The following is a 25415-nucleotide window of genomic DNA, read 5'->3' on the forward strand; positions in this document are numbered from 1 at the left end:
GTCTTCGTCCGTGACCTCAGGGCTGCGCATCCTGCGCGGCTGATGGGTGTAGATTACGCAGCCCCCGCAGGTGGCAACATGGCCAGGTGACACCAGTCGGTGTAAGCCTTTTGCCATAGCCTGGGGAACATGGCGACCGCCGCCTCGACTAATGCTGACCCCCGCCGAAGATCCGCCATGGCCCTCTCGACCTCCTTCGCTATCGTGCAACAGCAGATGCGCCGCGCTGCCGGCCTGGTCTGGAGTACCTCTCCCGCGCTGATGATCGGCCTGATCCTGGCGACCCTCGTCGCCGGCCTGCTGCCGGCACTGGCCGCCTGGCTGGGGCAGCGCATCGTCGATGCCGTGGTGGCGGCCATGCGGCTGCATGCCGACCAGGGCCAGGCACCGCTGTGGCCGGTACTGAAGTTCGTGCTGGCCGAAGCCGGGGTACTGGCGGCCCTGGCGGGCGCCCAGCGGCTGCTGTCGGTGCAGCAATCGCTGCTGCGGGTACGTCTGGGGCAGACCGTGAATCTGCTGATCCTGGAAAAGGCCCAGACCCTGTCGCTGGCGCAATTCGAGGACGCCAACTTCTACGACAAGCTGGTGCGAGCCCGGCGCGAGGCCTCCATCCGGCCCCTGGCGCTGGTGACCAAGTCCCTGACCCTGTTGCAGAACCTCATTTCCCTGACCAGCTTCGCCGTGTTGCTGGTGCATTTCTCGCCCTGGGCGCTGCTGTTGCTGGTGGTGGGCGCCCTACCGGTGTTCCTGGCCGAGGCGCGCTTTTCCGGCGATGCCTTTCGCCTGTTCAGCCGGCGTGCGCCCGAGACCCGCCGCCAAACCTATCTGGAGACGCTGCTTTCCCACGAGGCCTACATCAAAGAGGTCAAGCTGTTCGGCCTGGCGCCGCTGCTGCTGGAGCGCTATCGCACCACCTTCGCCAAGCTCTACGCCGAGGACCGCCGCCTGACGCTGAGACGTGACGGCTGGGGTTTCGTCTTTGGCCTGCTGGGCACCCTCGCCTTCTATGCCGCCTATGCCTGGGTGGTGCTCGATACCGTGCGCGGCCGCCTGAGCCTGGGCCAGATGACCCTCTACCTCACCCTGTTCCGCCAGGGCCAGGGCGCGGTCAGCGCCAGCCTGACCGCCCTGGGCGGCCTCTACGAGGACAGCCTCTACCTGAGCAATCTCTATGACTACCTGGGCCAGCCGACCAGCGCCGAAGGCGGCAGCCTCACGGCGGGCAGCCAGCCTGGCGACGGCCTGAGATTCGAAGGGGTTGGCTTCACCTATCCGGGCGCGCCCGCGCCAACGCTCAAGAACATCGGCTTTCACCTGGCGCCGGGCCAGAGCCTGGCGCTGGTGGGGGCCAATGGTTCGGGCAAGACCACCCTGATCAAGTTGCTGACCCGCCTGCACAGCCCGACGCAAGGCCGTATCCTGCTCGATGGCAGCGATCTGCAGGAGTGGCAGCCGGCGGCCCTGCACAGGCGTATCGGCGTCATCTTCCAGGACTTCATCCGCTACCAGCTCACCGCCGGTGAAAACCTAGGCGTCGGCGATACCCAGGCCTTCAATGACGAGGCGCGCTGGCGCAAGGCGGCCGAGCAGGGGCTGGCCGACGAGGTCATCGCCGGTCTGCGCGAGGGCTACGAGACCCAGCTCGGACGCTGGTTCATGGGCGGCCAGGAACTGTCCGGCGGGCAGTGGCAGAAGATCGCCCTGTCGCGCGCCTACATGCGCGAGGACGCCGACATCCTGGTGCTGGACGAACCCACCGCCGCGCTGGACGCCGCGGCCGAGGCGGTGATCTTCGAGCGCTTTCGCGCCCAGGCGCAGCAACGCATGACCCTGCTGATCTCCCATCGCTTCTCCAGCGTGCGCAACGCCGACCAGATCCTGGTGCTGGAAGATGGAGAGATCCGCGAGCGGGGCGATCACGAGGGGTTGCTGGCCAGCGGTGGTCGCTATGCCCAGCTGTTCGATCTGCAGGCCAGAGGCTATCGCTGATCGCCGGTGGCGAACTTCGCGCCAGGGGGTCTGCCCAACGTTTGACAACCACTCGCGGAGGCCGCATGAACGATCAGATCAAGGAAAACCCCGACGACCTAGACATCGATCCGGACATCGCGCCCGATCCCGAGGAGCCCGTGGGCGAAGATCCGGATGACAAGCCGGTCGAGGAGCGCCTGCCGCAGAAGAATCCGCGCAATCCGGAGTACAGCTGATGAACGCCATCCTGCCGCTGCCCGAGGATGAAGACCCGGAAGGGCTGCATCCGGCGGAGTTGCCGGCCGACGAGGACGATGCGCCGCCGGTGGATCCGCTGTGAAATCTAGCGTCAGTATTCGGATGGATCTGGCGTAGGGTTTGCCCTCACCCCGGCCCTCTCCCGGAGGGAGAGTGGAAAGAGCGGCTCGCAGGTTGGGTTGAGCGCAGCGAAGCCCAACGGGTGAGTCATCACTTCTGGATTATTGGGCTTCGACGATAGAGCTGTCTCAGCCCAACCTACGGGTCTCACGCGATGAAAAAGGTCCGCCGTAGCGGACCTTTTCTTTTGCCCTATTTCGCGCCGGGTTGCGGTTTGTAGAGTTCGAGCAGCTTGAGCGTGACGCCATTGGTCCAGCCGAAGCCGTCCTGCAACTCGTACTCGCCGCCACCGCCACCCTGGCCGCCGGTGAGGTCGTATTTCTCCACCAGCTTCTGCTCGCGGGCGTAGAGGTTCTGCACCTGGGTCAGGAAGCGGGTGCCGATGTCGGCGGCCAGCTTGTCCTGCTGGTAGCGGCGCAGGCCGTCCACGGCCACCCACTGCAGCGGTGCCCAGCCATTGGGTTCGTCCCACTGCTGGCCGGTCTTGACCGTGGTGGTGGCGATGCCGCCCGGACGCAGCAGCTGGTTGGCCACGGTGGCCGCGGTCTGGTCGGCACTGCTCTGGCTGGCGGCGCCCACGAACAGCGGGAACAGGGTGGCGGCGGAGAGCTTGTCGGTGCGGCGCTTGGCCTGCCAGTCGAAGTCGGTGTAGTAACCGGCGGGATTCCACAGGTAGCGGTCGATGGCCTGCTGGCGGGTCTTGGCCTTCTGGCTGTAGGCCTGGACGCAACTGGCCTCACCGGTCTTCTCGCAGGCCTTGGCGATGGTCTGCTCCAGGTGATAGAGCAGGCTGTTGAGGTCTACCGGCGCGATGGCGGTGGTGCGGATGGTCGCCAGGGTCTTGCCGTCGCCCAGCCAGCGCGAGGAAAAGTCCCAACCGCTCTCGGCGCCGGCGCGCAGGTCGCGATAGACCTCGCCGGCCGGTCGGCCCTTGGCCTGGGCGGCGGTGGCCAGGTCTTCCATGTAGGACTCCTGACGCGGGGTGTCGCGGGCATCCCAGTAGCGATTGAGCAGGGTGCCATCGGCCAGCCTGACCACATGGGCATTGGCCTGGCCCGGTTGCAGGCCTTCGGCGCCGGCCATCCAGTAGGCGTATTCCTTCTGCAGCTGCGGCAGGTAGCGACGATAGGCGGAGTCGCCTTCCAGGCTGGCCTGCAGGTCGACCATGTAGGCGAAGAACGGCGGTTGCGAGCGACTCAGGTAGTAGCTGCGGTTGCCGTTGGGGATGTGACCGTAGACGTCGATCTCATGGGCGAAGTTGTCCACCATGTCGCGGACCAGGTCGGTGCGCCCGTCCTTGGCCAGCCCCAGCATGGTGAAGTAGGAATCCCAGTAGTAGACCTCACGGAAGCGGCCACCCGGCACCACATAGGGCTTGGGCAGCGGCAGCAGGCTGCTGTAGGCCGGCACCTCTTCGTAATGGCGGGTCAGCACCGGCCAGAGGTCCTTGACGTGGGTGGGCAGGTCGGCCCCCGCCTTGGGCGGGGCGGCCTTGATAGGATCGGATTCTTCGAAGTTGGCGCTGACGAAGGCCTTGAGGTCGAAGCCCGGCTTGTCGCGCTGGGCCAGGTAGTCCTGGCGGATGTCGGCTGGATTGCGCTTGGGCAGGGCATCGACGAAGTGCTTCTGGTCGCTGAACAGCTTGCCCTGCTGTACCGCGGTGAACAGCTCGGGATAGGCCTGGTCCGGCGGCACGGCGCGGGCGTTGCTGGCATCGCGCCAACTCCAGGTCGGGGTTTCCGGCTTGCTGCCCTCATGGGCGCAGGCGGCGAGAAAGGCGATGGACAGGGACAGGACGAGCATCCGCGCGGGTGGCGCAGGTGGCAGGCGTTTCATGAAGCGCTCCTTTTCTTGTCGACACGACAGCAGCCGCAACGGAGGTTGCGACTCGAAAGGATCGACCCTGGCGCGCCGCGACAGTTCGCCGCGACCGGCTCAGCCGCCCGGACGCAGACGCCTCACGCAGCGCGCCAGCTCTTCCAGGCCGAAGGGTTTGCCGATAAGTTCGACGCCCTCTTCCGCCAGCTCCGGCAGGGACGCCGGATCCGCCTGGCCGGACAGATAGAGCACCGGCAGTCCGGGCGTGGTGGCTCGCGCCTGCTCGGCCAGTTGCCGGCCGTCCAGCCCGGCGAGACCGAGACTGGTCACCAGCAGGTCGATGCGCAGGGTGCCGGAGGCGATGAGCGCGACAGCGGTGGCGCTGTCGGCCACCGCCAACGGCGTGTAGCCCAGTTCCGCCAACACCTCGCCGATGATGACGCGGACTTCGCGCTCTTCTTCGACGATCAGCGCGCAGTCGCCGGAGACTTCCGGCAGCACCGGGCCCTCGGCGTCGTTGGGCGCGCTTTCCGGCGCCGGCCGGGCCAGCAGCCGCGGCAGATAGAGGCTGATGCAGGTGCCCTCGCCCACCACCGAGTGGATCTCCACCTGGCCACCGGACTGGCGGACGAAACCGTAGATCATCGACAGCCCGAGTCCGGTGCCGCGCCCGCTGGGTTTGGTGGTGAAGAAGGGTTCGCAGGCGCGCTTGAGGGTATCGGCGTCCATGCCGGTGCCGGTATCGCAGACCTGGATGCGGATGAAATCGCCGTCCACCGTCTCGATCGGCAGACCGATGCTCAGGGGTCCGCTGACATTGTCCACCCGGATGCTCAGGTTGCCGCCCTCGGGCATGGCGTCGCGGGCGTTGATGGCCAGGTTGAGGATGGCGTTTTCCAGCTGGTGCGGATCGCAGTGCAGCAGCCAGAGGTCGGTGTCGAGCTGGACGTCCTTGCGGATCTTCTTGCCCAGGCTGTGGCGCAGCAATTCGTGCATGCCCTGCACCAGCTGGCCGGCATCCACCGGGCGGGGTTCGAGCACCTGGCGGCGGGCGAAGGCCAGCAGCCGCTGGGTCAGGGCCGCGGCGTTCTCCGCCGAGCGGGTGGCGGTGTCCAGGTAGCGTTCCAGCTCCTGGATACGGCCCTGTTGCACCCGGCGGCGCATCAGGTCGAGGGAGCCGACGATGCCGGTCAGCAGGTTGTTGAAGTCGTGGGCGATGCCGCCGGTGAGTTGGCCGATGGCTTCCATCTTCTGCGCCTGGCGCAACTCTTCTTCCAGGGCTACCAGCTCCTGGCTGCGCGCTTCGATGCGCTCTTCGAGGTTGCGATTGAGTTCGTCCAGCGCCTCGCGGGTATGGACGGCTTCGCTGACATCGCGGGAGATGGAAAGAAATTTCAGGGTCTGGCCGTCATCGCCCAGGATCGGCGTGACCACCACGTCCCACCAGCGCCGGGTGCCCTTGGCGGTGGGCGCGAGTCCGGTGAAACGGCCGATGCCGCCTTGCCGCGCCGCCTCGATGGCGGCGGTCACCTCATGGCGCTGCTCCTCGGGCCAGAGTTCGGCCCAGTGGCGGCCCTGAAAGGGAATGAAGTCGTCGATCTCCATGACCATGAGACCGCCCGGATTCATGTACTCCAGGCGGCCTTCCAGATCGATCAGCTTGATGCAGTCGACGCTGCAGACCATCACGCTGCGCTTGAAGGCCTCGCCCTGCCAGAGTTCGGCTTCATGGCGACGCTGCGCGGTGACGTCCAGCACTACGCCGCCGGCCTCGCGCCGCTGGAACTGCAGGCAGCGCAGCTGACCATCGGCGCCCTGGCGCCAGGCCTCCCAGACCTGTCCCGGGGCGGGCAGCAGGCCCTCGGGTGGCGCGCTGCGGCTCTGCAGATCGCTCAGCAACTCGGCGGGCGCGAGCCCCCGGGACAGTACCTCGGCGTCCCGTTCCAGCATGGCCGCGCAGGCAGCATCCGCGCGCCATCTGGCGCGGCTGGGATCGTATTCGAACAGGCCGACGGCAAGGAACTGGGACATGGTGGTTAGTGGCCGGTAGGAGAAGGAGATGTCATAACGCCAGCAGCCGAGGCGAACCCGTCTACGTTAACAGTTTCGACGTTTCGCTTCGCGCTGGGCTTCGACCACTGCACCGGAAAAATTACTCACTCGGTCGCGTTTTTCTCCACCGCATAGCGCCGCTCCAGGCCGCTATGGCCAAGGCCGACGCCCTTGCGCACCTTGAGCTGCACCGGGATGCGCTCCTTGAGGGCCTCCACGTGGCTGATGATGCCGATGGTCTTGCCACTGGCATTGAGCTGGTCGAGGGCATCCAGAGCGACCTCCAGGGTCTCGCCATCGAGGGTGCCGAAGCCTTCGTCGAGAAACAGCGAATCGATGCCGGTGCGCTGGCTGACCAGATCCGACAGGGCCAGCGCCAGGGCCAGGCTCACCAGGAAGCTCTCGCCGCCGGAGAGGGTGCGGATGTCGCGCAGGGCATCGGCCTGCCAGGTGTCGAGGATCTGCAACTCCAGTTCGGCGGCCTGGCGCCGGAAGAGTCGATAGCGACCGTGCAGGCGCATCAGCTGACCATTGGCCAGGTGCACCAGGTGATCCAGGGTCAGGCCCTGGGCGAACTTGCGGAACTTGGCGCCATCCGCCGAGCCGATCAGGCCGTTGAGATGCTGCCAGAGATCGTGATCGCGCTCCTGGGCGGCGATCTCGCCGAGCAGCGCCTGCAGGCCGTCCCGCCGCCGTTCGTCTTCGCGCAGGGCGGCATTGACCTCGCCCTGGCGCTGACCCAGGGCGCGCAATTCGGCGCCGGCGGCGGCCAGTTCGGCATCCAGCTCGGCGGCGCTGCGCTCGGTGAGCGGCTCGGCAGCCAGGGCGGCGTGCCGCTCCCGCGCGGCCCCTGCCAGGGCGCGGGCTTCGGTCAGGGCGGTCTCGAGGCGGGTGCGCTCCGCGGTCAGGACGGAGTGCTCGTCGTCGTCCAGTTGCGCGGCGCGCCAGTCCGCGGCATCGGCGAAGGCACTGGCGGCCAGGGCGGCCTGCCAGCGCTCGCCGGCTTCGCGGGCCAGTTGCACCTCACCCGCCAGCCGCTCGTGCAGCGCCTGGTGCGTGCCCTGCAGCGCCGCACCCTGCTCGCGGCAGTCTTCCCAGGTCGCGGTCGCCTCGGCGAGCACGGCCGTAGCGGCCTCCGGCGCTACCGGGGCGGGGGTGACCTCGCCGGCGCGCTGGCGCCAGGTCGCGACCAGCGGGGCCAGGATGGCCAGGCGTTGGGCGAGCTCCTTGTGCAGCTGCTGCAAGGCCTGAGCGCGCTGGCTGTCGACCTGCCAGAGCCGCCACTCCTGGTCGCGCTGGGCCAGCCATTCGCCGGCACGACCGGGGACCTCATGGCCCCAGCCAGCCAGTTCCTCGCCCAGCTGCCGCTCGGCCTTGGCCTGTTGTGCCTGGGCCTGACGCAGCTCCTCGGCACCTTCGGCCAGCGCCTGGCGCGCCCGCTCCCAGGCGGCCTCGGCCAGCGCCAGGCGCTGTTCGGCATCGGCCTGCTGACGCGCCAGGCGCTGGGCTTCGTTGCGCCCCTCCTCGCCCTGCTGACGCAGGCCATCGAGGGTGGCGAGCACCTGCTGGATGCGCGCCAGTTCCTGATCCTGCCGGCGGCGCAATTCGGCGATGGCACCGGGCGCCTCGGGATCGGCGCCCAGGGCCGTGCAACGCTGGCGCCAGAGTTCGCCCAACTGGTCCAGCTGCTGACTGGCCTCGGCCTGCTGCTCGTTGGCCTGATCGAGTTGCGCCTTGAGCGCCGCCAGGGCTTCGCTGAGGTCCTTGCCTTCCTGGGTCAGGCGCTCCAGCTCGGCCTTGGCATCCTGCAGGGCGGTCTGGGTGGCGGAGACGTCCAGGGCGGCATAGTCGGCCACCGCGGGGTGTTCGCGGGAGCCGCACAGCGGACAGGGTTCGTCGGGCTGCAACTCGGCGCGCTGGGCTTCCAGGCTGCGGATGACCCTTTCCTGTTCGAGCAGCTTTTCGCGCTCGCGCACCTGCTGGGCGACTTCACGATAGCGTCCACGCAGGGCCTCCAGGCGCACCTGATGCTCGCCATGCTGGCGCTGGCGTTCACCCTGGCTGCGCGCCAGGCGCTCCAGCTGGGCCTGCAGCTGACGCCGACGCTCGACCAGTTGGTCCAGCTGGTCCACCTCGTTGACCCGTCCCAGCGCCGCCTGCCAGAGGGCGCGCCAGGCCTTTTCGTCGCGGCCGTCCAGTGCGGCCTGCCAGCGTTCGTTCTGGGCCTGCTCCGCCGTCTGGGCCTGGGCGGCCTGCGCCTGCGCACGGGTCAGCGCCCCCTGCTGGGCCTCGCGTTCCTCGGCCAGCAGCTGCAGCTGACGGGTCTGTTCTTCCTGGCGGCGCGTCAGGCGCGCCAGGGCCTCGGCTCTTTCGTCGCGCAGGGCCAGCTGGCTGCGCCAGTCGCCCAGGCGCTCGCCGAGTTCGGCATGGCGGGTCCGCTCGGCCAGACTCTGCTCCAGGCGCTGTTGTTCATCCAGCGCCTGCGCCTGCTCCGCCTCGGCCTGGCGCAGCTGTTCGCCACTGGCGCCCAGGGCCTGGGCCAGGGCGGCGTCGCGGCGGCTGGCCAGGGTCTGGATCCGCTGGTCGAGCTGGGCCAGTTCGTCCCGGCTGCGCTGTTCACGCGCCGCGGCCTCACGCCAGGCCTGTTCGATGGGCAGCAGCCGCGCCGCCGGCTCGGCCGCGGCCAGCCGTTGGCGCTGCGGCTCGGCGGCGTCCCAGGCCTGCTGCGCCGCAGCCAGCCGGGTGGCGGCCTGCTGCTCGCCCGCCGTCGCCTGCTCCAGGGCGCTCAGCCACTGGCGCTGGACCTGCAAGGTCTTGAGGTCCGCGCCCAGGCGTTCTTCGCGCTGCGCCAGGCCGGTGCCTTCGGCGGCCAGCGCCTGGCGGCGTTCGTCATCCAGCACCTCGACCCCGGCGACGCGTTGGCGCAGGCCCTCCAGCACGCCCTTGGCCTCGCGCGCGCGTTCGAACACCCGCTGGGAGATCTGCCCGTACACCGCGGTCCCGGTCAGCTCTTCCAGCAATTCGGCGCGCTGGCTGGCGCTGGCTTCCAGGAAGGCGGCGAAGCCTCCCTGGGCCAAGAGCATGGAACGGGTGAAGCGCTCGAAGTCGAGGCCGGTGAGTTCTTCGGTGAGTCTGAGCTTGTCGCCGGTCTTTTCGGCGAGGATGCTGCCGTCGAGCCTGGCCAGTTCCACCTTGGGCGGCTGCAGGGCGCCATCGGCGCGGTCGCGGGCGCGTCTCTGGCTCCAGAAGGCCCGATAGCGCTCGCCACGCACGGCGAATTCCACCTCGGCGAGGCAGTCGCCGGTGTGACGGGTCATGAGTTCGTTGCTCTCTCCGCCCACCTTGCTCATGCGCGGCGTGCGGTGATAGAGCGCCAGGCAGATGGCGTCCAGCAAGGTGGTCTTGCCCGCCCCGGTCGGCCCGGTGATGGCGAACAGGCCGCTACTGGCGAAGGGTTCGGCGGTGAAGTCGATCTTCCACTCACCCTTGAGGGAATTGAGGTTCTTCAGGCGCAGGGTGAGGATCTTCATCGGGCTTTTCCAGGACGACTCGGCGAACCGCCGATTCTGGCATTGTTGGGCGCGCTCGCCCATGCCAACCGACCACTCGACCTGTGGTCGTGCCCACCGCTGAACTTGCTCCGACCTCTGCTCTCAACTGCAAGGTATCGCTCTGCAACCACGTATCCCAGGAGGATTCGTCGTGCGCTCGCCCCTGTCTCCCTTAGATTTTCTCGGCATGCCCCTGCTGGTCGGCCTGGGCACCCTGGCGCTGGTCAGCTGCAGTGGCGGCCACAAGGTCGCGGCGCTGTGGCAGCCGCTGGCGGCCTGGCTGGTCTAGGTGCTGAAAGCCCGGTGAGCCCTTAGATCACCGGGCGACCCCTCACGGCATGAATACCGCCCTCATGCAGTTCTTGTCCTTGGACTTGAACAGCTCGTAGCCATAGGGCGACTCTTCCAGGCTCATCGGATGGGTGAGCAGATAGGACGGATCCAGTTCGCCCTTCTGGATGTGTTCGAACAGCCGCTCCACATAGCGCTGGCCCGGCTGCTGGCCCGATCTCAGGGTCAGGGCCTTGTTGACGATGGCGCCCATGGGGAATTTGTCGATCACCCCGCCGTAGACCCCGATCACCGAGACCGTGCCACCCTTGCGACAGGCGCGGATGGCCTGGCGCAGCGCCGAACCGCGCTCGGTGTGCAGGCGCAGCAGCTGCTTGGTCTTGTCGTAGGCGTAGTCGACCTGGGTGCCATGGGCCTCCATGCCGACGCAGTCGATGCAGCGATCCGGACCTCGGCCACCGGTTAGCTCCAGCAGCGCCTCATGGATGTTGGTGGTCTCGTAGTCGAGGACGATGGCGCCGGCTTTCTCGGCCGCCAGTTGCAGGCGATCGCTGAAGCGGTCGATGGCGATGACCCGTTCGGCACCCAGCAGGTAGGCGCTGCGAATGGCCATCTGCCCGACCCCGCCGCAGCCCCAGACCGCCACGGTGTCGCCGGGCTGGATGTCGGCGATGTCGGCGGCGTAGTAGCCGGTGGGCACGGCGTCGGAAACGAACACCGCCTGGGCGTCGCTGACCCCGTCGGGCACCTTGAACAGATTGACGTCGGCATAGGGCACCCGCACATAGGTGGCATGGCTGCCGGCATAGCCACCGAAGGCGTGGCTATAGCCGAAGATGCCGGTGCAGGGCTGCCCATAGGCCAATTCGGTCAGTTCGGGCTTGGGATTGCTGTTGTCGCAGCAGTTGTAGTCTTCGCGCTGGCAGTGCTCGCAGTCACCGCAGCCGAGGATGGAGACCGTCACCACCCGGTCGCCGATGGCCAGGCCCTGATTGCGCAGGCCGCTGCCCAGTTCGACGATCTCGGCGAGGAATTCGTGGCCAATGATGTCGCCCGGCTTCATCGCCGGGACGTAGCCGCCCAGCAGATGCAGGTCCGAGCCGCATACCGAGGACATGATGACGCGCACGATGGCGTCACGCGGGTTGAGGATCTCCGGATCCGGGACGGTTTCCACCTGCAGACGGTTGGGGGCTTGCCAGGTCAGGGCGCGCATCATTCGGTCCTCGCTTGGGTGCCCAGGCCGGCGTCGAGGTCGGCCTGGGGTTCGTCGGCCGGACGGCTCACCGGCGGATGGGGGGGCGCCAAGGGTCGACCGCTGCGGGTGACCTCGGGGGTGGCGATCTCGCCGGTCTCCAGTTGCTGCTTGAGGCGCCGCAGACCCAGGTTGACCGCTTTGCCGGTGAAGCGGCTGATGCCTTCGGTGACCGCATGGCCGAGCAGGCCGGCCGGGGCTTCGCAGGCCAGTACCGCCTGAACCAGGGTGCCGCGGCCCTGGGGCGCGTCGCTGAAGGTCAGACTGGCCTTGTGCGCCATGACCGTGCCGGGCACGGTGCTCCACAGCAGGAATTCGTTTTCGCGACGCTCGCTCTGCTCCAGGGTCCAGCTCAGGGTGCGCCCCAGGGGACCGGAGGCATGCCAGTGGCTGTCGCCATCGGCGCCTAGTTCGATGCGGTCGACAAAGGGCAGCAGCTCGCGCAGGTGCTGCAGGTCGGTGCAGTAGGCGAACACCTCTTCACGCGGCTTGGCGATGGTGACGCTACGCTGGATGGCGGTGGGATTGCGCCAGCCCCAGCGCTCGGCCAGGGCCTGCTCGAAGGGCGAAGGCTGCAAGGCGGCCTTGAATTCGCACCGCTGCCGGACCCCGCGGCTGAGCGCCATGGCCCCCAGGGCCAGCTTCACGCAGCCGGTCAGACCACCGCGGCGCAGACCGCCAAGGATCAGCAGGCCGCCGCCCAGCAGGGACACCAGGCGTTCGGCGCCCTGGACGTTGGGCACCTGGTTGTCGGTGCGCTCATGGCGCGTGGCAGCGAGGGGTTGCGATAGGTCGTGCATGGGGTCTCCTCCGGTATGGGCTACATAGAGAGGGTGACCCCGGGCAAACGGGCCTTGTTCCGGACGAAAAAGCTGGTCCGATGGAAGCGTTTCGCTGCGATCAGGCCGGCAACTCGCCGAGAACCTCGCGATAAAGGCCTTCCAGACGACTGCGCAGCTCGTCATCCAGGGTCTCGGCGGCCAGGCGCTGGCTGAAGACGTCCAGCGGACTGAGCTCCTCCAGGGTCTCGCGCGGATTGCCCTGCAGGGTAGGCGCTACCAGGCTGCGCGCACGCCTTACCCGCAGCACCTCCAAAGGCAGGTCGGCCACCAGTGCCGAGATACGCGGCTGCAGATCGGCCAGGTAGTCGTCACCGACCACCACCACCTCGGCCCACACCGGGCACGCGGGACTGCCATCGGCGGCCGCCTCGATCAGAGCCGCGCCCAGGGTGTCGAGGCTGCCCTGCACCACGGCCAGCGGCTGGAAACAGGGCACCGCCAGGGGCGTGATCCGCTCCAGGGCACTGCCGAACTCCACCAGCAGGACTTCCTTGTCCCGCTGCTCGTCGAAACTCAGGCACAGCGGCGAGCCGCTGTAGCGCACCTGCTCCAGGCCGCCAACCCGCTGGGGTCGGTGGATATGGCCGAGGGCGATGTAGTCCGCCGGCGGAAAGGCGCTGGTGGGAAAGGCGTCGAGACTGCCGACATAGATCTCCCGCACCGACTCGCTGGCGCTGGCGCCCACGGTGGTCAGGTGGCCGGTGGCGATGATCGGCAGCGTCGCGCCCAATTCCGCGCGGCGCGCCTCGGCCAGGGCGTAGAGCTCGGCGTAGTGGCCCTGGATGGCCTGCTGCAGCGCCTGGCGCTTGTCATCGGCGCTCTGCCCGGCCTGGCTCTGCAGCACGTCACGCGGCCGCACGAAGGGAATGCCGCAGAGCAGCGCGCCGAGCTCGCCGTCGCGGCGACGCAATTCCAGCAGCTGATCGGCCGGCGTCGAGCTGACGCAGGGGATCACCCGGGTGTCCAGGCAGGCCAGCAATTCGCGGGACTCGGCCAGCACCGCGGCGGAATCATGGTTGCCGCCGAGCACCACCAGGCTGGCGCCGGTAGCGCGCAGGGCGACGATGAAGCCGTTGTACAGCTCGCGGGCGTAGCTCGGCGGCGTGGCGGTGTCGAAGATGTCTCCCGCCACCAGCACCACGTCCACCTCCTGCTCCGCCACCTGGTCGACCAGCCAGGCGAGAAAGGCGCGATGCTCGGCCTCGCGGGTGCGCCCGAGGAAATGCTGCCCCAGGTGCCAGTCGGAGGTGTGCAGCAGGCGCAGGCCGCTGGCGGGCGAAGCCTTGCGGGCGCGCCTGGGCTTGGGTTTTTCCTCGGGGGCGGCGGGCAGATCGAACAGCGGGAGGTTTTCCATGGGTATCGGCGGTCAGCGCGGCAAAGGGCGCAGTATCCTCTCCGGGGCGCCGGAGGGAAACCGCCCCGCGCCCCGACCGGACCGGCGTGCCCAGTGCCTGATGCCTAGTACCGCGGCTCTAGACGCTGACCGGAGGCGGCATCGAACAGATGCAGGTGCTCCTGCGGCGCGCGCAGCTGCAGGACGTGGCCCGGCGCCGGCCGCTGCTGATGCGGCAGGCGCACCACCAGCCCCTGCTCGCCCCAGCGCCCATGGGCCAGGTTGTCGGCGCCGAGGATCTCCAGGGTGCGGACCACCAGCGGCAGCCCCTGCTCGGGGTCGCTGCAGGGTTGCAGGTGCTCGGGCCGGATGCCCAGGCAGACCGGGCGTCCGGCCAGGTGGCGATAGCCCGGCCCGAGGGGCAGCCGCAGACCGCCCGGCACGTCGCAGTGACTGCCCGCAGCGTCGACCTGGCCGTCCAGCAGATTCATCGCCGGACTGCCGATGAAGCTGGCGACGAAGCGCGTCGCCGGGCGTTCGTAGACCTCCACCGGGGTGCCGAGCTGTTCGACCACCCCTGTCTGCATCACCACCACCCGCTGGGCCAGGGTCATGGCCTCCACCTGGTCGTGGGTGACATAGAGGCTGGTGGTCGCGAGTCGCTGGTGCAGCTGCTGCAACTCCAGGCGCATCTGCACCCGCAGCTTGGCGTCCAGGTTGGACAGCGGCTCGTCGAACAAAAACACCGCCGGATCGCGCACCAGGGCGCGGCCCATGGCCACCCGTTGGCGCTGGCCGCCAGACAGCTCTCGCGGCCGCCGTTCGAGCAGACCGTCCAGTTCCAGGATGCGCGCCGCCTCCTTGACCCGGGTGGCGATCTCGGCGCGGCCGAGACCGGCGATCTTGAGGCCCCAGGCCAGATTCTCGGCCACGCTCATGTGCGGATAGAGGGCATAGTTCTGGAACACCATGGCGATGCCGCGCGCCTTGGGTTCCAGCGCGGTGACGTCCCGCCCGCCGATGTGGATGCTACCGGCGCTGACCCGCTCCAGCCCGGCCACCAGTCGCAGCAGGGTGGACTTGCCACAGCCCGAAGGGCCCACCAGCACGATGAATTCGCCATCCGCCACCTGAAGATCGAGCGGCTGGATGACCTGGGGCTTGCCGTTCCAGCTCTTGGAGACGGCTCTGAGTTCGAGGTTTGCCATGGTTATTTTTCGCTATCCACCAGACCGCGCACGAAGGCGCGTTGCATGACCAGCACCACCGCCACCGGTGGGATCAGGGTGAGCAGCATGGCCGCCATCACCTGGTTCCACTGCGGCGCCCGCTCGCCGAGCGAGAGCATGCCGCGAATACCGGCCACGGCGGTGCCAAGATCGGGGTTGCTGACGATCAGCAGCGGCCAGAGGTACTGGTTCCAGCCGTAGATGAAGGTGATGACGAACAGCGCCGCCAGGTTGGTCCGCGACAGCGGCAGGACGATGTCGCGAAAGAAGCGCATCGGCGAGGCGCCATCGATGCGCGCCGCTTCCAGCAACTCGTCGGGCAGCGTCAGGAAGAACTGGCGGAACAGGAAGGTGGCGGTCGCCGAGGCCATCAGCGGCAGGGTCAGGCCGGCGTAGCTGTCCATCATTCCCAAATGGCCGATGGTGTCCACGGTGGGAAAGATGCGCACCTCCACCGGCAGCATCAGGGTGATGAAGATCAGCCAGAAGGCCAGGGTGCGCAGTGGAAAGCGAAACCAGACGATGGCGAAGGCCGAGAGGATGGACACCGACAGCTTGCCCAGGGTGATGCCCAGCGCCATCAGGAAGCTGTTGAGCAGCAACCGCCAGAACGGCGCGGTGCTGTTGCCCACGCCCTGGGTCCAGATCAGGCTGAGGTTGTCCCAGAGATGGCGCCCCGGGATCAGGCTCATGGGCGTGGCGAACACCGCCCGGTCATCGAGGGTGGCGGCCACGAAGGCCACATAGAGTGGAAAGAGGATGACGCCGATGCCCAGCACCAGCATCAGGTGGCACAGCAGCGTCAGTCCGCGGCGATTCTCGATCATTGATAGCGTACCCGGCGTTCGACATAGCGGAACTGCACCACGGTGAGCACGATGACCAGCAGCATCAGCACCACCGACTGGGCAGCAGAGGCGGAGAGGTCGAGCCCGGTGTAGCCCTCGCGGTAGATCTTGTAGATCAGCGTGGTGGTGGCCTGCACCGGACCGCCGCCGGTGGCGGCGTCGATCACCGGAAAGGTGTCGAAGAAGGCGTAGACCAGGTTGACCACCAGCAGGAAGAAGCTGACCGGCGCGATCAGCGGCAGCGACAGCTGCAGGAAGCGGCGCAGCGGCCCGGCGCCGTCGATGGCGGCTGCCTCCAGCAGCGAGCGCGGGATGGCTTGCAGCGCCGCGAAGAAGAACAGGAAGTTGTAGCTGATCTGCTTCCACACCGAGGCGAGCACCACCAGGAACATCGCCTGGCCGGCGTTCTGGGCGTGGTTCCAGTGATAGCCGTAGCGCTCCAGCAGCAGGGTGAGCAGACCGAGACCGGGGTTGAACAGAAAGATCCACAGCACCGCGGCGATGGCCGGCGCCACCGCATAGGGCAGCAGCAGCAGGGTCTGGTAGACCCGGCTGCCGCGCACCACCAGGTCGACCAGCGCCGCCAGCACCAGGGACACCAGCAGGCCGCAGCCGGTCACCAGGGCGCTGAAGGTCAGGGTGGTCCAGAAGGAGGCCAGATACAGCGGGTCCTGGAATAGCTGACGGAAGTTGTCGAGGCCGACGAACTGGCTGGACAGGCCGAAGGGATCGACGCTCTGCAGCGAATACCAGAGCGTCTTGCCGGCGGGCCAGAGAAAGAACACGGCGGTGATCGCCAGCTGGGGTGCCAGCAGCGCATAAGGCAGCCAGCCGGAGGGAAAGACCTGACGGGATGTGGACATGGGCGCACGCATCGTCGCGAAAAGAGGAACGGCGCCGGCAATCATCGGCCGGCGCCGCCAGGGCGGATCCCAGGCTTACTGGGTGGATTTCTCGAAGCGGCGCAACAGCACGTTGCCGCGCTGCACGGCGGCATCCAGCGCCTGCTGCGGAGCCTGCTTGCCGGTCCAGACGCTTTCCAGCTCTTCGTCTATCACCGCGCGGATCTGCGGCATGTTGCCCAGGCGCAGGCCCTTGGTGAAGGCCAGCGGCGGCTTGTTCAGCATCTGCCGGGTGGCGATGTCGGCCCCCGGATTCTTGGTATAGAAGCCCTGCTCGCGGGTCAGGTCGTAGGCCGCCTTGGTGATCGGCAGGTAGCCGGTCAGCTGGTGCCATTCGGCGGCGATCTCCGGCTGCGCCAGGAAGGCGAGGAATTCGGCCACGCCGCGCTTCACCGCCGCATCCTGGCCCTTAAACACCCAGAGGCTGGCGCCGCCGATGATGGCGTTCTGGGGAGCGCTCTTGAGATCGCCGTCATAGGGCATCATGGCCACACCGAAGTCGAATCTGGCGTAGTGGCGGATGTTGGCCAGCGAGCCGGACGAGGTGGTCAGCATGGCGCAGTCGCCGTTGTAGAACTTCTCCGTGGGTTCGTCCTTGCGGCCGACGTAGGTGAAGTCGCCGCGCTTGCCCATCGCCTGCAACAGGGCGATGTGCCTGACCTGCGGCGCTTGGTTGAACTCCAGCACGGCATCGCTGCCCAGGTAGCCGTTGTCCTGGCTGGCGAAGGGCAGGCCGTTCCAGGCGCTGAAGTTTTCCAGCTGGACCCAGCTCTGCCAGCCGCTGGTATAGCCGCACTTCAGGCCAGCGGCGCGCAGCTTGGCGCTGTCGTCGGCGAGCTCCTTCCAGGTCTTGGGTGGCGCTTCCGGATCGAGGCCGGCCTGCTTGAAGGCCGCCTTGTTGTAGTAGAGCACCGGGGTGGAACTGTTGAACGGCATGGACAGCAGTTGACCGGTCTTGGCGTCGCTGTAGTAGCTGGCGACGGTGGGTACGAAGCCCGCTTCATCCAGCTTCACACCCGCATCCTTGAACACCTGGTAGACCGGCTCGATGGCGTTGGACGCCATCATGGTCGCGGTGCCCACTTCGTAGACCTGCAGGATGGCCGGCGGCTTGCCGGTCCGGAAGGCGGCGATGCCGGCCGCCAGATTCTGCTCGTAGTTGCCCTTGTACACCGGCTGCACCTGGAATTCCGGGTGCGCCTGGTTGAAGCGCTGGGCCAGGGAGTCGACCTCCTTGCCAAGCTCCGCATCCATCGAATGCCAGAAGGGAATGGGCGTGGCCGCCCAAACCGGGCCGCCGCTCAGCAGCCCGAGCACCACACCCAACGTCATACCGCGAAGCGAAGCCTGCATGTCCGTACCGCCCTTGTCGAAGGTCCAGGAATCGAAAGCGCGAAAACGCGCCTTCCGTGTTCGGAAGGCAACATGCCAGGGAAAGATGACAGTCAGGCTACAGTAAAGGCGGCACACGCAATCCCGCCGAAAGGTGCGCCGTAGAGCCATTCATCGACGAAACCCGGGCGCGCGCGGCGGCAGCCCGACGCGACCAGGTCGCCCCAGCTGCCAGGTACTAGCAACGACCCGCTGGCGATGACGCCAGCGCCAGTCGCTGCACCAGGCTGGGCACCAGGCTCAGCACGCCCAGCAGCGCCATGCCCAGACCGACCCACAGGGGTGCACGCAGGCCCTGGCCGGCATCGATGGCCGCGCCGCCGGCCCAGGCGCCCACCGCCAGGCCCGCGGTGATCACCGAGGTGTGCAGGGTGTTGACCAGCGGACCCGGCGTGGCCGCGGCCATGACCCGGGCGACCATGGCCGGGTTGAGCGCCACCCCGGTCAGGCCGATCAGCACCAGGGCCAGCAGACTGGCCGCGGCGCTGTCGGCGCAGCTGACGAAGAGGGCAAAGCCCAGCGCCAGCACCGCCAGACCGACACCCTGCACCTTGAGGGTGTAGCGATCGGCCAGGCGACCCACCAGCAGATTGCCCAGCACGTTGGCGAGGCCATACCCCATCAGCAACCAGGGAATGGTGGTGGCCGCGAAACCCGTCACCTGGATGAGGATGGGCGAGAAGTAGCTGAAGCCGGCAAAGGTCGCGCCGATGATCAGGCCGCTGGTGAGGTAGGCCGCCCAGAGTCTGCCACTGACCAGGGTCCGCAGCTCCCCGCCCAACTGCCCGGCCGCGCGCGCTGGCGCCCGCGGCACGCAGAAGCCGACCAGCAGGGTGCAGCAGGCCGCCAGCAGGGCGACCGCCCAGAAGCTGGCGCGCCAGCCGGCCAGTTGCTCGATCAGTACCGTACCCGGCACCCCGAACACCGGCGCCAGCATGAGTCCGGACAGGATCAGCGAGGCCGCCCGGCCGCGGCGATCCGGCGTAACCAGGTTGGCGCCCAGGGTCAGACAGAGGCCGATGCTGGCGGAGCTGGCGATGCCCATGAGCACCCTCCCCGCCGCCATCACCGGATAGCTGACCGCCAGCGCGGCCACCACGGCGCCGACCAGATAGAGCGCCAGCAGCCACAGCAGCGCCGACTTTTCCGCCAGGCGCAGGGCCAGCAGCAACAGGGTCAGCGGCGGGCCGCCCAGGGCCATGCCCAGGGCATACCAGGAGATCAGATAGCCGATCTGGCCGAGGGAGACACCGAGATCGGCGGCCAGCGCCGGCATCATGCCGGCCACCATGAATTCGGCAGTGGTCAGCGCGAAGATGGTCAGGGCCAGCAGATAGATGAGACGGGGGATGGCGGGTGAGGCAGTCATGACAGGCGAAACATTCCAGAACAGCGGACAGGAGCGGCGGTAGCGGACCGGACGTGCGGACAGGGGGGCGCGCATGCCGGAGGTGGGAGCGCAGGCCCAGGGGTCGAGCGGCAAGGCGGCCACCTTAGTGGCTGGGCCAGGGCCCGGTCAAACGCCACGCCGCCAGGCTAGATGCGGAAATCCTCGGCGATCAGCCCGGCCAGAGAGGCGCAGGCGGGGCTGCGCTCGCCCGGTGGCGAGGCCAGTCGCAACTCGTGCACCGGCAACGCGGGAAAGCCTTCTTCCGGCGTCAGTTCGCGCATCGGCGGGGTCATGCGTGCCCGGTCGGTGATGGCCACCGCCTGCCCCAGTTCGACCGCCGCTTCCAGCGCCGAAGAGGCGGCGCTGGTCACCACCGCATGCCAGCGCCGGCCCTGGCGGATCAGCAGGTCGATGCCCAGTTCGCGATAGCTGCAGCCCTCGCCGTGCAGCGCCAGGGGCACGCTGGCGTCCGCGCTCAGCTGCAGCCCGGGACCGGCGACCCACACCGGCTGGGTATGGCCGAATCTCTGGCCGTCCGCCCGGTCGGTGCGGGGCGGTCCCACCAGCAGCGCCAGGTCCAGCAGGCCCTGACCGAGCCAGCGCCGCAATTGGCTGCTGTTGCCGGTGAGCACCTCCAGGACGATTCCGGGATGCTCGCCCTGCAAGCGCGGCAAGACGGCCTTGAGCAGGCGCGCGGCATAGTCCTCGGCCACGCCCAGGCGCACCTCCCCCACCACCGGCTGGCCGGTGAGACCGGCGAGGATGCGGTCATGGGTCTGCAACAGGTCGGCGGTCTCCAGCAGCACGCGGCGTCCGAGCGGGGTCAGGGTCACGGCCTGGTTGTCGCGCTCGAACAGCCGGCCGCCGGTCTGCTCTTCCAGCCGGCGGATCTGGCTGCTCACCGCCGAGGGGCTGCGATTGAGCTGCAGCGAGGCGGCGCGAAACTGTCCCAGCCGCACGATGGTGTGGAAGGTACGCAGGACATCGATATCGAGGGGAGCGGGCATGATGCGTTTTTATCGAACCATAGCTACCGATAATGTCGTTTGAGTGTATTACCACCCTGGGCCAGGCTCAAGGCATCCCGTCAGCTGGAGTCCGCTCATGCCTGCCATCCTGTCTTCCCCCCTGCTGCGCCAACTCGCCCTGGTGCTCTGCTGGAGCGCCGGTTTCGTCGGCTATCGCTATGCCGCGGACCAGGCCCCTACCCTGCTGGTGACCTGTTGGCGCCTGCTGCTGGCCGCCCTCCTGCTGCTGCCCTTCGCCTGGGCCGAGGTGCGGCGCTTGCCGTTGAAGATCATCGGTCAGCAGGCGGGCATCGGCGTGCTGGCCTTTGCCGGCGCGGTAGGACCGGCGGCAAAGGCCATCGAACTGGGCGTCTCACCCGGGCTGGCGGCGCTGCTGTCGGATCTGTCGCCGCTGCTGGTGGCGCTGGGCTGCTGCCTGCTGCCGGGCCAGCGCACCAACGGCCGCCAGTGGCTCGGCCTGGGCCTGGGCCTGACGGGCGTCCTGCTGGCCACCGGCGCGGGACTGGGTTTGGGCGTGGCCCCCGCCTGGGCCTATGCCTTGCCCCTGGGCAGTGCCCTGGCCCTGGCCCTGGCGACCCTGGTGCAGAGTCGCCTGCCGCCGAGTCGACTGGCGCTGCGGACGCAGCTGTTCATCCAGCTCGCGGCCAGCAGTCTGGTGATGCTGGGGGTGGCCGGGGTGGAAGGCCCGCTGACCCCACCGCTGACCCTCGGCTTCGCCCTAGCGGTGCTCTGGCTGCTGATCCCGACCCTGCTCGGCTTCGGCCTCTACTGGCTGTGCCTGCGTCAGGGCAGCCCGCAGGCGGTGAGTGGCGCGCTCTACCTGAGTCCGCCGGTGGCACTGCTCTGGGCCTGGGCCTGCTTCGACGAACCCCTGGCGCCGGGCATGCTGCTCGGCCTGCTGTTCGCCCTGGCGGGATTGCTGTGCCTGAATGCGGCGGAGCGGACCCGGCAACCGGAGCCGGCGCTGGGCGGGTGACTCTCTGGGGAGGGTGCGATGCCGACGGTCGTCAGCATCGGCGAAGGCCTCGCGTGGCGAGGCCGGCGGGCGGGCGGTCAGGCCTTGTCGTCGGCCTGCTCGTCGTGGTCCTTGAGCGCGGGTTTCTTGCCCGGTTGCGGCGCGTGCTCGGCATCGGGTGCGATGTCCTCGCCCTGATGCTTCTTTTCCTGCTGCACTTTCTTGTCGTGGGCGACGTTACGTGGATCGGTCATGGCATTTCCTCGCTCGATAGGACAGTCAGCCCCTTCGCCGCAGCACGCAGGCCGAGATGCCCGGGGTGAAGTTTCGAGCGAGACGGCGCGGAGCCGTTCCGGTACGCCGACGAAACGCTCTGAGGCGGGCCCTTCCGGCCGCTCCGCGCGCGTGCTGCGGGCCTGCTGCAGTCTAGTACTTCAACCGCCGCTCCTTGGACGGTGGATAGCCGAAGTAGGCCGAATACCTCTTGCTGAAGTGGGTGACCGAGGTGAAGCCGCAGGCCACCGCCACCTCCAGCACCGACAGGGTGGAATGCTGCAGCAGCCGGCGCCCCTCGGTGATGCGCAACTCCAGGTAATAGCGCATGGGCGCGGTGTCGAGCTGCTCGCGAAACAGTCGCTCGACCTGGCGCCGCGAGCGGCCGGCGTAGTCGCACAGCTGCTCGATGGTCAGGGGCTCCTCGATGTTGGCCTCCATCAGGGTCACCACCTCGCGCAGCGGCGGGGTCATCTGCACCTTGAGCGTCGGATTGACCTGGCGAAAGCGCGATTCCTCGAAGGCCAGGATGTTGACCAGGCCATCGGCCAGGGCGCTCCCGCACTGGGCGCCGATCCATTCGAGAAAGAGGTGGAAGGCGCCGCTGGGACTGGCCGCGGTGAGCCGATCGCGATCCAGCACATGGCTTTCCGCCGAGGTCTTGCACCCGCGTACCCGTTCGCTGAAGGCGCTGCGCTGTTCGGGATGAATGGCGCAGCGATAGCCGTCCAGCAGCCCGGCCTGGCCCAGTTGCCAGGCGCCGTTCCACAGGCCGCAGAGGGTCACCTGCTGCCGGGCCACGCGCAGCAGCAGCGCCTTGAGCCGTGGATCCAGTTCCAGCGGCGTCCGCAGGCCGCCGCAGACCACCAGCAGGTCAAAGCGGGCGCTTTCAGCCGCGCGGTAGTCCCCATCCGGGCGGATGACGATGCCCAGGTCACTGAGCACCTCGGCGCCGGTCGGGCTGTAGGTCCGGGTGGCGAAGGTGCCGGCGGCCAGCAGGTTGGCGGTGACCAGGGTATCCAGCGCCTGGGTAAAGGACGGCAGGGAAAAGTGATCGAGCAGGATGAAGCCGACCAGCCGGGAAAATTCCGGCCGCGGTCGCATCGACTGCAATTGCAGGTAGTTCTTGCCCTGGATACCGCTGCCAAAGGTTCTTGAATCGATCACGCTGCGCTGCCTGCTGGGACCCTGGGCCATGCTAGCCGAAGCGCGGCCCGGCGATGATCGGACTGCGACAGCCGCGCACCGACGACCGCCATCCCACCTGACGCCCTTAGCCTGCTAAGCTTCGCCGCTTTTTTGCCACCTGCCCGTGCAGGTCGCCGCAGCCGGTGGGTGCACCGCCCTGCGCCCCATGACCGCGAATGGCCGCCAGAGCCAACGTCCGGCCCCTTCAACTGCCAGCTGGAAACCCCATGTCCACCGCCTCTCCGAGTCTGCAGCGCCGGCTCAAGCCCCGTCACCTCAACATGATCGCCATCGGCGGCTCCATCGGCACCGGCCTGTTCGTCGCCTCCGGCGCCACCGTGGCCACGGCCGGTCCGGGCGGCGCCCTGGCGGCCTATGCGCTGATCGGCCTGATGGTCTATTTCCTCATGACCAGTCTCGGCGAGATGGCCGCCTACCAGCCGGTGTCGGGTTCCTTCTCCATCTATGGCAGTCGTTTCGTCGAAGACGGCTTCGGCTTCGCCCTTGGCTGGAACTACTGGTACAACTGGGCGGTGACCATCGCCGCCGAGCTGGTGGCGGCGCAGCTGGTGATGGGCTTCTGGTTTCCCGAGGTGCCGGGGCTGCTCTGGAGCGCGCTGTTTCTCGGCCTGATGTTCCTGCTCAATGCGGTATCGGTGCGCGGCTTCGGCGAGAGCGAATTCTGGTTCGCGCTGATCAAGGTAACCACCGTGGTGGTCTTCATCGGCCTGGGCCTGGCCGCCATCCTCGGCATCTTCAGCGGCATCGAGCCGCCGGGGCTGACCGTCTTCACCCAGGGCGAGGCGCCCTTCGTCGGCGGTCTGCAGGCCATGGTCGGGGTAGCCATGATCGCCGGCTTCTCCTTCCAGGGCACCGAGCTGATCGGCATCGCCGCAGGCGAGTCGGAAAATCCGCGCAAGAACGTGCCCATCGCCATCCGCCAGGTGTTCTGGCGCATCCTGATGTTCTATGTGCTGGCGATCTTCGTCATCGGCATGCTGATCCCCTACACCGATCCGCGACTCCTGCAGAACGACGCCACCGACGTCTCCGTCTCGCCGTTCACCCTGCTGTTCGAGCGCGCCGGCCTGGCCTTCGCCGCCAGCCTGATGAACGCGGTGATCCTTTCGGCGGTGCTCTCCGCCGGCACCTCGGGCATGTATGCCTCGACGCGGATGCTGCACAGCCTGGCCGAACAGGGCAAGGCGCCGCGCCTGTTCGCCCGCGTCGCGCGCAATGGCGTGCCGCGCAACGCCCTGCTCGCCACCACCGCAGTGGGCGCCCTGTGCTTCTTCACCTCCCTGGTGGGCGACAAGGCGCTCTATGGCTGGCTGCTCAACACCTCGGGCATGTGCGGCTTCATCGCCTGGCTGGGCATCGCCGTGTCCCACTATCGCTTCCGCCAGGGCTACCTGGCCCAGGGTCGCCGCCTGGAAGATCTGCCCTATCGCGCCAAGCTGTTTCCCTTCGGGCCGCTGCTGGCCTTCGCCCTCTGCCTGGTGATCACCCTGGGGCAGAACTATGCCGCCCTGTTCGGACCGAACGGCGTGGACTGGCTGGGCCTGGCCGCCACCTATATCAGCCTGCCGCTGTTTCTCGCCGTCTGGCTCGGCTATCGCCTCAAGCACCGCAGCCGCCTGGTGAAGCTCAAGAACATGGACGTCAGCCCGAGCGGCGACTGAACGACCCCGCGAAACCCGCCGCGCCGGCTGCGCCCGGCGGGTCCCGTGCTAGCATCCTGGCCTTTACGGTCGATTCGCCAGCGCTGCCATGGGCACCCTCGCCTCCCAACTGATTCCCGACATCCTCACCTACATCGCCTCGCACCAGCTGGCGGTGGGCACCCGACTGCCCGAGCGCGCCCTGGCCGAACGCCTGCGGGTGTCGCGCTCGCCGGTGCGCAGCGCCCTGCAGCAGATGGCCGACCGGAGCCTGCTGGCGCGGCATCCCGAGGGCGGCTTCGCCGTGGCCGCCGCGGCCCTGGACGCCACGCCCCAGGCGCGCGAGGAGGTTTCCGCCAGCGAGCGGCTGTACCTGACCATCGCCCGCGATCGCATCGAGGGCGAGTTGCCGCTCAAGGTCACGGAAAACGAGCTGATCCGCCGCTACCAGGTCACCCGCGGGCAACTGGCCGACATCCTGAGGCGCATCGTCCAGGAAGGCTGGGCCGAGCGTCTGCCGGGCTACGGCTGGAGTTTCGTCGAAGGCCTCACCTCGCCCGATGCCTATGCCCAGAGCTACCGCTTTCGCCTGCTGCTGGAACCGGCCGGCATCCGTGAAGCCGACTTCACCCTGGATGCCGAGGCCTTGCGGCGCTGCCGCGACGAGCAGGCGCTGCTGGCCGCGGGCCGGGTGTTCGAGGCTTCGCCGGCGGAGATCTTCGACGCCAACACCCGCCTGCACGAGACCATCGCCCGCTGCTCGGGCAATGCCTTCATCCTCGATGCGCTGCGCCGGCTCAATCGCCTGCGCCGGCTGATCGAATACCAGAAGTCGGTGGATCGCGAGCAGGCCCAGCGCCGCTGCCAGGAGCACTTGCAGCTGATCGATCTGCTGCTGGTGGACCGCCGTGAAGAGGCCGCGGTCTTCATGACCCGGCACCTGGGCAATGCGCTGCAGGAAAAGCAGACGGCGCCGGCGCGCTGAGCCTGCGGCGCCAGGGGCCTGCCCGCCAGGGCGCGGGAGCGTTAGACTGATCGACTTTTCCCGTTACCCGAGT

20 protein-coding genes are annotated in these 25415 nt (G+C 68.2%); 6 read left to right on the forward strand and 14 right to left on the reverse strand.

Annotated elements, in window-relative coordinates:
- The first annotated feature begins 177 nt into the window (after window positions 1–177).
- Window positions 178–1989, forward strand: coding sequence for an ABC transporter ATP-binding protein (locus tag PSK12I2_RS0115045; RefSeq protein ID WP_027599037.1), 1812 nt, complete (start codon window positions 178–180; stop codon window positions 1987–1989).
- A gap of 65 nt (window positions 1990–2054) precedes the next feature.
- A complete protein-coding gene (locus PSK12I2_RS25070) occupies window positions 2055–2207 on the forward strand; it encodes a hypothetical protein (RefSeq protein ID WP_007162537.1) in 153 nt (50 codons plus the stop codon).
- Between the two features lie 334 nt (window positions 2208–2541).
- Here PSK12I2_RS25070 and treA read toward each other — a convergent pair whose 3' ends face one another.
- From treA to PSK12I2_RS0115070, 3 genes are all read right to left on the reverse strand, one after another.
- Complete coding sequence (treA, locus tag PSK12I2_RS0115060) at window positions 2542–4185, reverse strand: alpha,alpha-trehalase TreA (protein WP_051398732.1); 1644 nt, start codon at window positions 4183–4185, stop codon at window positions 2542–2544.
- 99 nt (window positions 4186–4284) lie between these two features.
- Window positions 4285–6198 carry a PAS domain-containing sensor histidine kinase gene (locus PSK12I2_RS0115065; RefSeq protein ID WP_027599039.1) on the reverse strand — a complete coding sequence of 638 codons (1914 nt, stop codon included), beginning with the start codon at window positions 6196–6198 and terminating at the stop codon, window positions 4285–4287.
- 125 nt (window positions 6199–6323) lie between these two features.
- On the reverse strand, window positions 6324–9749 hold the full coding sequence (locus tag PSK12I2_RS0115070) for an AAA family ATPase (protein ID WP_027599040.1): 3426 nt from the start codon (window positions 9747–9749) through the stop codon (window positions 6324–6326).
- 172 nt (window positions 9750–9921) lie between these two features.
- On the opposite strand from PSK12I2_RS0115070, the gene PSK12I2_RS24885 reads away from it, so the two are divergent.
- Complete coding sequence (locus PSK12I2_RS24885; protein ID WP_156930150.1) at window positions 9922–10059, forward strand: hypothetical protein; 138 nt, start codon at window positions 9922–9924, stop codon at window positions 10057–10059.
- 42 nt (window positions 10060–10101) lie between these two features.
- Here PSK12I2_RS24885 and PSK12I2_RS0115080 read toward each other — a convergent pair whose 3' ends face one another.
- The 9 genes from PSK12I2_RS0115080 to PSK12I2_RS0115120 all read right to left on the reverse strand — a co-directional run bounded on the left by PSK12I2_RS0115080 (window position 10102) and on the right by PSK12I2_RS0115120 (window position 20259).
- Window positions 10102–11277, reverse strand: coding sequence for a zinc-dependent alcohol dehydrogenase (locus PSK12I2_RS0115080; protein WP_027599041.1), 1176 nt, complete (start codon window positions 11275–11277; stop codon window positions 10102–10104).
- The gene (locus PSK12I2_RS0115085) at window positions 11277–12116 is read right to left on the reverse strand and encodes an SRPBCC family protein (RefSeq protein WP_027599042.1); all 840 of its coding nucleotides are present in this window, start codon (window positions 12114–12116) and stop codon (window positions 11277–11279) included. Before PSK12I2_RS0115085 ends, PSK12I2_RS0115080 begins: the two co-directional genes overlap by 1 nt.
- A 100-nt stretch (window positions 12117–12216) precedes the next feature.
- A complete protein-coding gene (gene sbcD / locus PSK12I2_RS0115090; protein ID WP_027599043.1) occupies window positions 12217–13422 on the reverse strand; it encodes an exonuclease subunit SbcD in 1206 nt (401 codons plus the stop codon).
- Between the two features lie 194 nt (window positions 13423–13616).
- Entirely contained in the window at window positions 13617–14699 is a 1083-nt protein-coding gene (locus PSK12I2_RS0115095) for a sn-glycerol-3-phosphate import ATP-binding protein UgpC (protein ID WP_027599044.1), read from the reverse strand.
- 2 nt (window positions 14700–14701) lie between these two features.
- Window positions 14702–15547, reverse strand: a complete 846-nt coding sequence (ugpE, locus tag PSK12I2_RS0115100; protein ID WP_007162547.1) for a sn-glycerol-3-phosphate ABC transporter permease UgpE — start codon at window positions 15545–15547, stop codon at window positions 14702–14704.
- Window positions 15544–16431, reverse strand: a complete 888-nt coding sequence (gene ugpA, locus PSK12I2_RS0115105) for a sn-glycerol-3-phosphate ABC transporter permease UgpA (RefSeq protein ID WP_027599045.1) — start codon at window positions 16429–16431, stop codon at window positions 15544–15546. The genes ugpE and ugpA overlap by 4 nt, the downstream gene beginning before the upstream one ends.
- A gap of 75 nt (window positions 16432–16506) precedes the next feature.
- Window positions 16507–17823, reverse strand: a complete 1317-nt coding sequence (ugpB, locus tag PSK12I2_RS0115110) for a sn-glycerol-3-phosphate ABC transporter substrate-binding protein UgpB (RefSeq protein WP_037007759.1) — start codon at window positions 17821–17823, stop codon at window positions 16507–16509.
- A gap of 217 nt (window positions 17824–18040) precedes the next feature.
- Window positions 18041–19231 (reverse strand): MFS transporter, encoded by a 1191-nt coding sequence (locus PSK12I2_RS0115115; RefSeq protein WP_027599047.1) that lies wholly within the window; start codon window positions 19229–19231, stop codon window positions 18041–18043.
- Window positions 19232–19398: 167 nt separating this feature from the next.
- Window positions 19399–20259: a LysR family transcriptional regulator gene (locus PSK12I2_RS0115120; protein WP_007162551.1), complete on the reverse strand. Its 861-nt coding sequence runs from the start codon at window positions 20257–20259 to the stop codon at window positions 19399–19401.
- 97 nt (window positions 20260–20356) lie between these two features.
- Between PSK12I2_RS0115120 and PSK12I2_RS0115125 the strand changes: the two genes are divergently transcribed.
- Window positions 20357–21256, forward strand: a complete 900-nt coding sequence (locus PSK12I2_RS0115125) for a DMT family transporter (protein ID WP_007162552.1) — start codon at window positions 20357–20359, stop codon at window positions 21254–21256.
- A gap of 77 nt (window positions 21257–21333) precedes the next feature.
- Here PSK12I2_RS0115125 and PSK12I2_RS25075 read toward each other — a convergent pair whose 3' ends face one another.
- Both PSK12I2_RS25075 and PSK12I2_RS0115135 read right to left on the reverse strand, forming a co-directional pair.
- On the reverse strand, window positions 21334–21489 hold the full coding sequence (locus PSK12I2_RS25075) for a hypothetical protein (RefSeq protein WP_007162553.1): 156 nt from the start codon (window positions 21487–21489) through the stop codon (window positions 21334–21336).
- 172 nt (window positions 21490–21661) lie between these two features.
- Window positions 21662–22705, reverse strand: coding sequence for a GlxA family transcriptional regulator (locus tag PSK12I2_RS0115135; RefSeq protein WP_177324650.1), 1044 nt, complete (start codon window positions 22703–22705; stop codon window positions 21662–21664).
- A gap of 218 nt (window positions 22706–22923) precedes the next feature.
- Between PSK12I2_RS0115135 and PSK12I2_RS0115140 the strand changes: the two genes are divergently transcribed.
- Window positions 22924–24378 carry an amino acid permease gene (locus tag PSK12I2_RS0115140; protein ID WP_027599049.1) on the forward strand — a complete coding sequence of 485 codons (1455 nt, stop codon included), beginning with the start codon at window positions 22924–22926 and terminating at the stop codon, window positions 24376–24378.
- A gap of 88 nt (window positions 24379–24466) precedes the next feature.
- Complete coding sequence (locus PSK12I2_RS0115145; RefSeq protein WP_027599050.1) at window positions 24467–25342, forward strand: GntR family transcriptional regulator; 876 nt, start codon at window positions 24467–24469, stop codon at window positions 25340–25342.
- The last annotated feature ends 73 nt before the right edge of the window (window positions 25343–25415 follow it).

The sequence above is a fragment of the Pseudomonas sp. MOIL14HWK12:I2 genome (genome assembly GCF_000510745.1).
Classification (GTDB): Bacteria; Pseudomonadota; Gammaproteobacteria; order Pseudomonadales; family Pseudomonadaceae; genus Chryseomonas; species Chryseomonas oryzihabitans.

Excerpts from the sequence above, each read along its gene's own strand:
- PSK12I2_RS0115135 (WP_177324650.1), bottom strand. The coding sequence starts at position 22,705 with ATGGCCCAGGGTCCCAGCAGGCAGCGCAGCGTGATCGATTCAAGAACC.
- PSK12I2_RS0115125 (WP_007162552.1), top strand. The coding sequence starts at position 20,357 with ATGCCTGCCATCCTGTCTTCCCCCCTGCTGCGCCAACTCGCCCTGGTG.
- PSK12I2_RS0115070 (WP_027599040.1), bottom strand. The coding sequence starts at position 9,749 with ATGAAGATCCTCACCCTGCGCCTGAAGAACCTCAATTCCCTCAAGGGT.
- PSK12I2_RS0115085 (WP_027599042.1), bottom strand. The coding sequence starts at position 12,116 with ATGCACGACCTATCGCAACCCCTCGCTGCCACGCGCCATGAGCGCACC.
- ugpE (WP_007162547.1), bottom strand. The coding sequence starts at position 15,547 with ATGATCGAGAATCGCCGCGGACTGACGCTGCTGTGCCACCTGATGCTG.
- PSK12I2_RS25075 (WP_007162553.1), bottom strand. The coding sequence starts at position 21,489 with ATGACCGATCCACGTAACGTCGCCCACGACAAGAAAGTGCAGCAGGAA.
- PSK12I2_RS0115140 (WP_027599049.1), top strand. The coding sequence starts at position 22,924 with ATGTCCACCGCCTCTCCGAGTCTGCAGCGCCGGCTCAAGCCCCGTCAC.
- PSK12I2_RS0115080 (WP_027599041.1), bottom strand. The coding sequence starts at position 11,277 with ATGCGCGCCCTGACCTGGCAAGCCCCCAACCGTCTGCAGGTGGAAACC.
- ugpA (WP_027599045.1), bottom strand. The coding sequence starts at position 16,431 with ATGTCCACATCCCGTCAGGTCTTTCCCTCCGGCTGGCTGCCTTATGCG.
- PSK12I2_RS0115045 (WP_027599037.1), top strand. The coding sequence starts at position 178 with ATGGCCCTCTCGACCTCCTTCGCTATCGTGCAACAGCAGATGCGCCGC.
- treA (WP_051398732.1), bottom strand. The coding sequence starts at position 4,185 with ATGAAACGCCTGCCACCTGCGCCACCCGCGCGGATGCTCGTCCTGTCC.
- PSK12I2_RS0115065 (WP_027599039.1), bottom strand. The coding sequence starts at position 6,198 with ATGTCCCAGTTCCTTGCCGTCGGCCTGTTCGAATACGATCCCAGCCGC.
- PSK12I2_RS25070 (WP_007162537.1), top strand. The coding sequence starts at position 2,055 with ATGAACGATCAGATCAAGGAAAACCCCGACGACCTAGACATCGATCCG.
- PSK12I2_RS0115115 (WP_027599047.1), bottom strand. The coding sequence starts at position 19,231 with ATGACTGCCTCACCCGCCATCCCCCGTCTCATCTATCTGCTGGCCCTG.
- ugpB (WP_037007759.1), bottom strand. The coding sequence starts at position 17,823 with ATGCAGGCTTCGCTTCGCGGTATGACGTTGGGTGTGGTGCTCGGGCTG.
- PSK12I2_RS0115145 (WP_027599050.1), top strand. The coding sequence starts at position 24,467 with ATGGGCACCCTCGCCTCCCAACTGATTCCCGACATCCTCACCTACATC.
- PSK12I2_RS0115120 (WP_007162551.1), bottom strand. The coding sequence starts at position 20,259 with ATGCCCGCTCCCCTCGATATCGATGTCCTGCGTACCTTCCACACCATC.
- PSK12I2_RS0115095 (WP_027599044.1), bottom strand. The coding sequence starts at position 14,699 with ATGGCAAACCTCGAACTCAGAGCCGTCTCCAAGAGCTGGAACGGCAAG.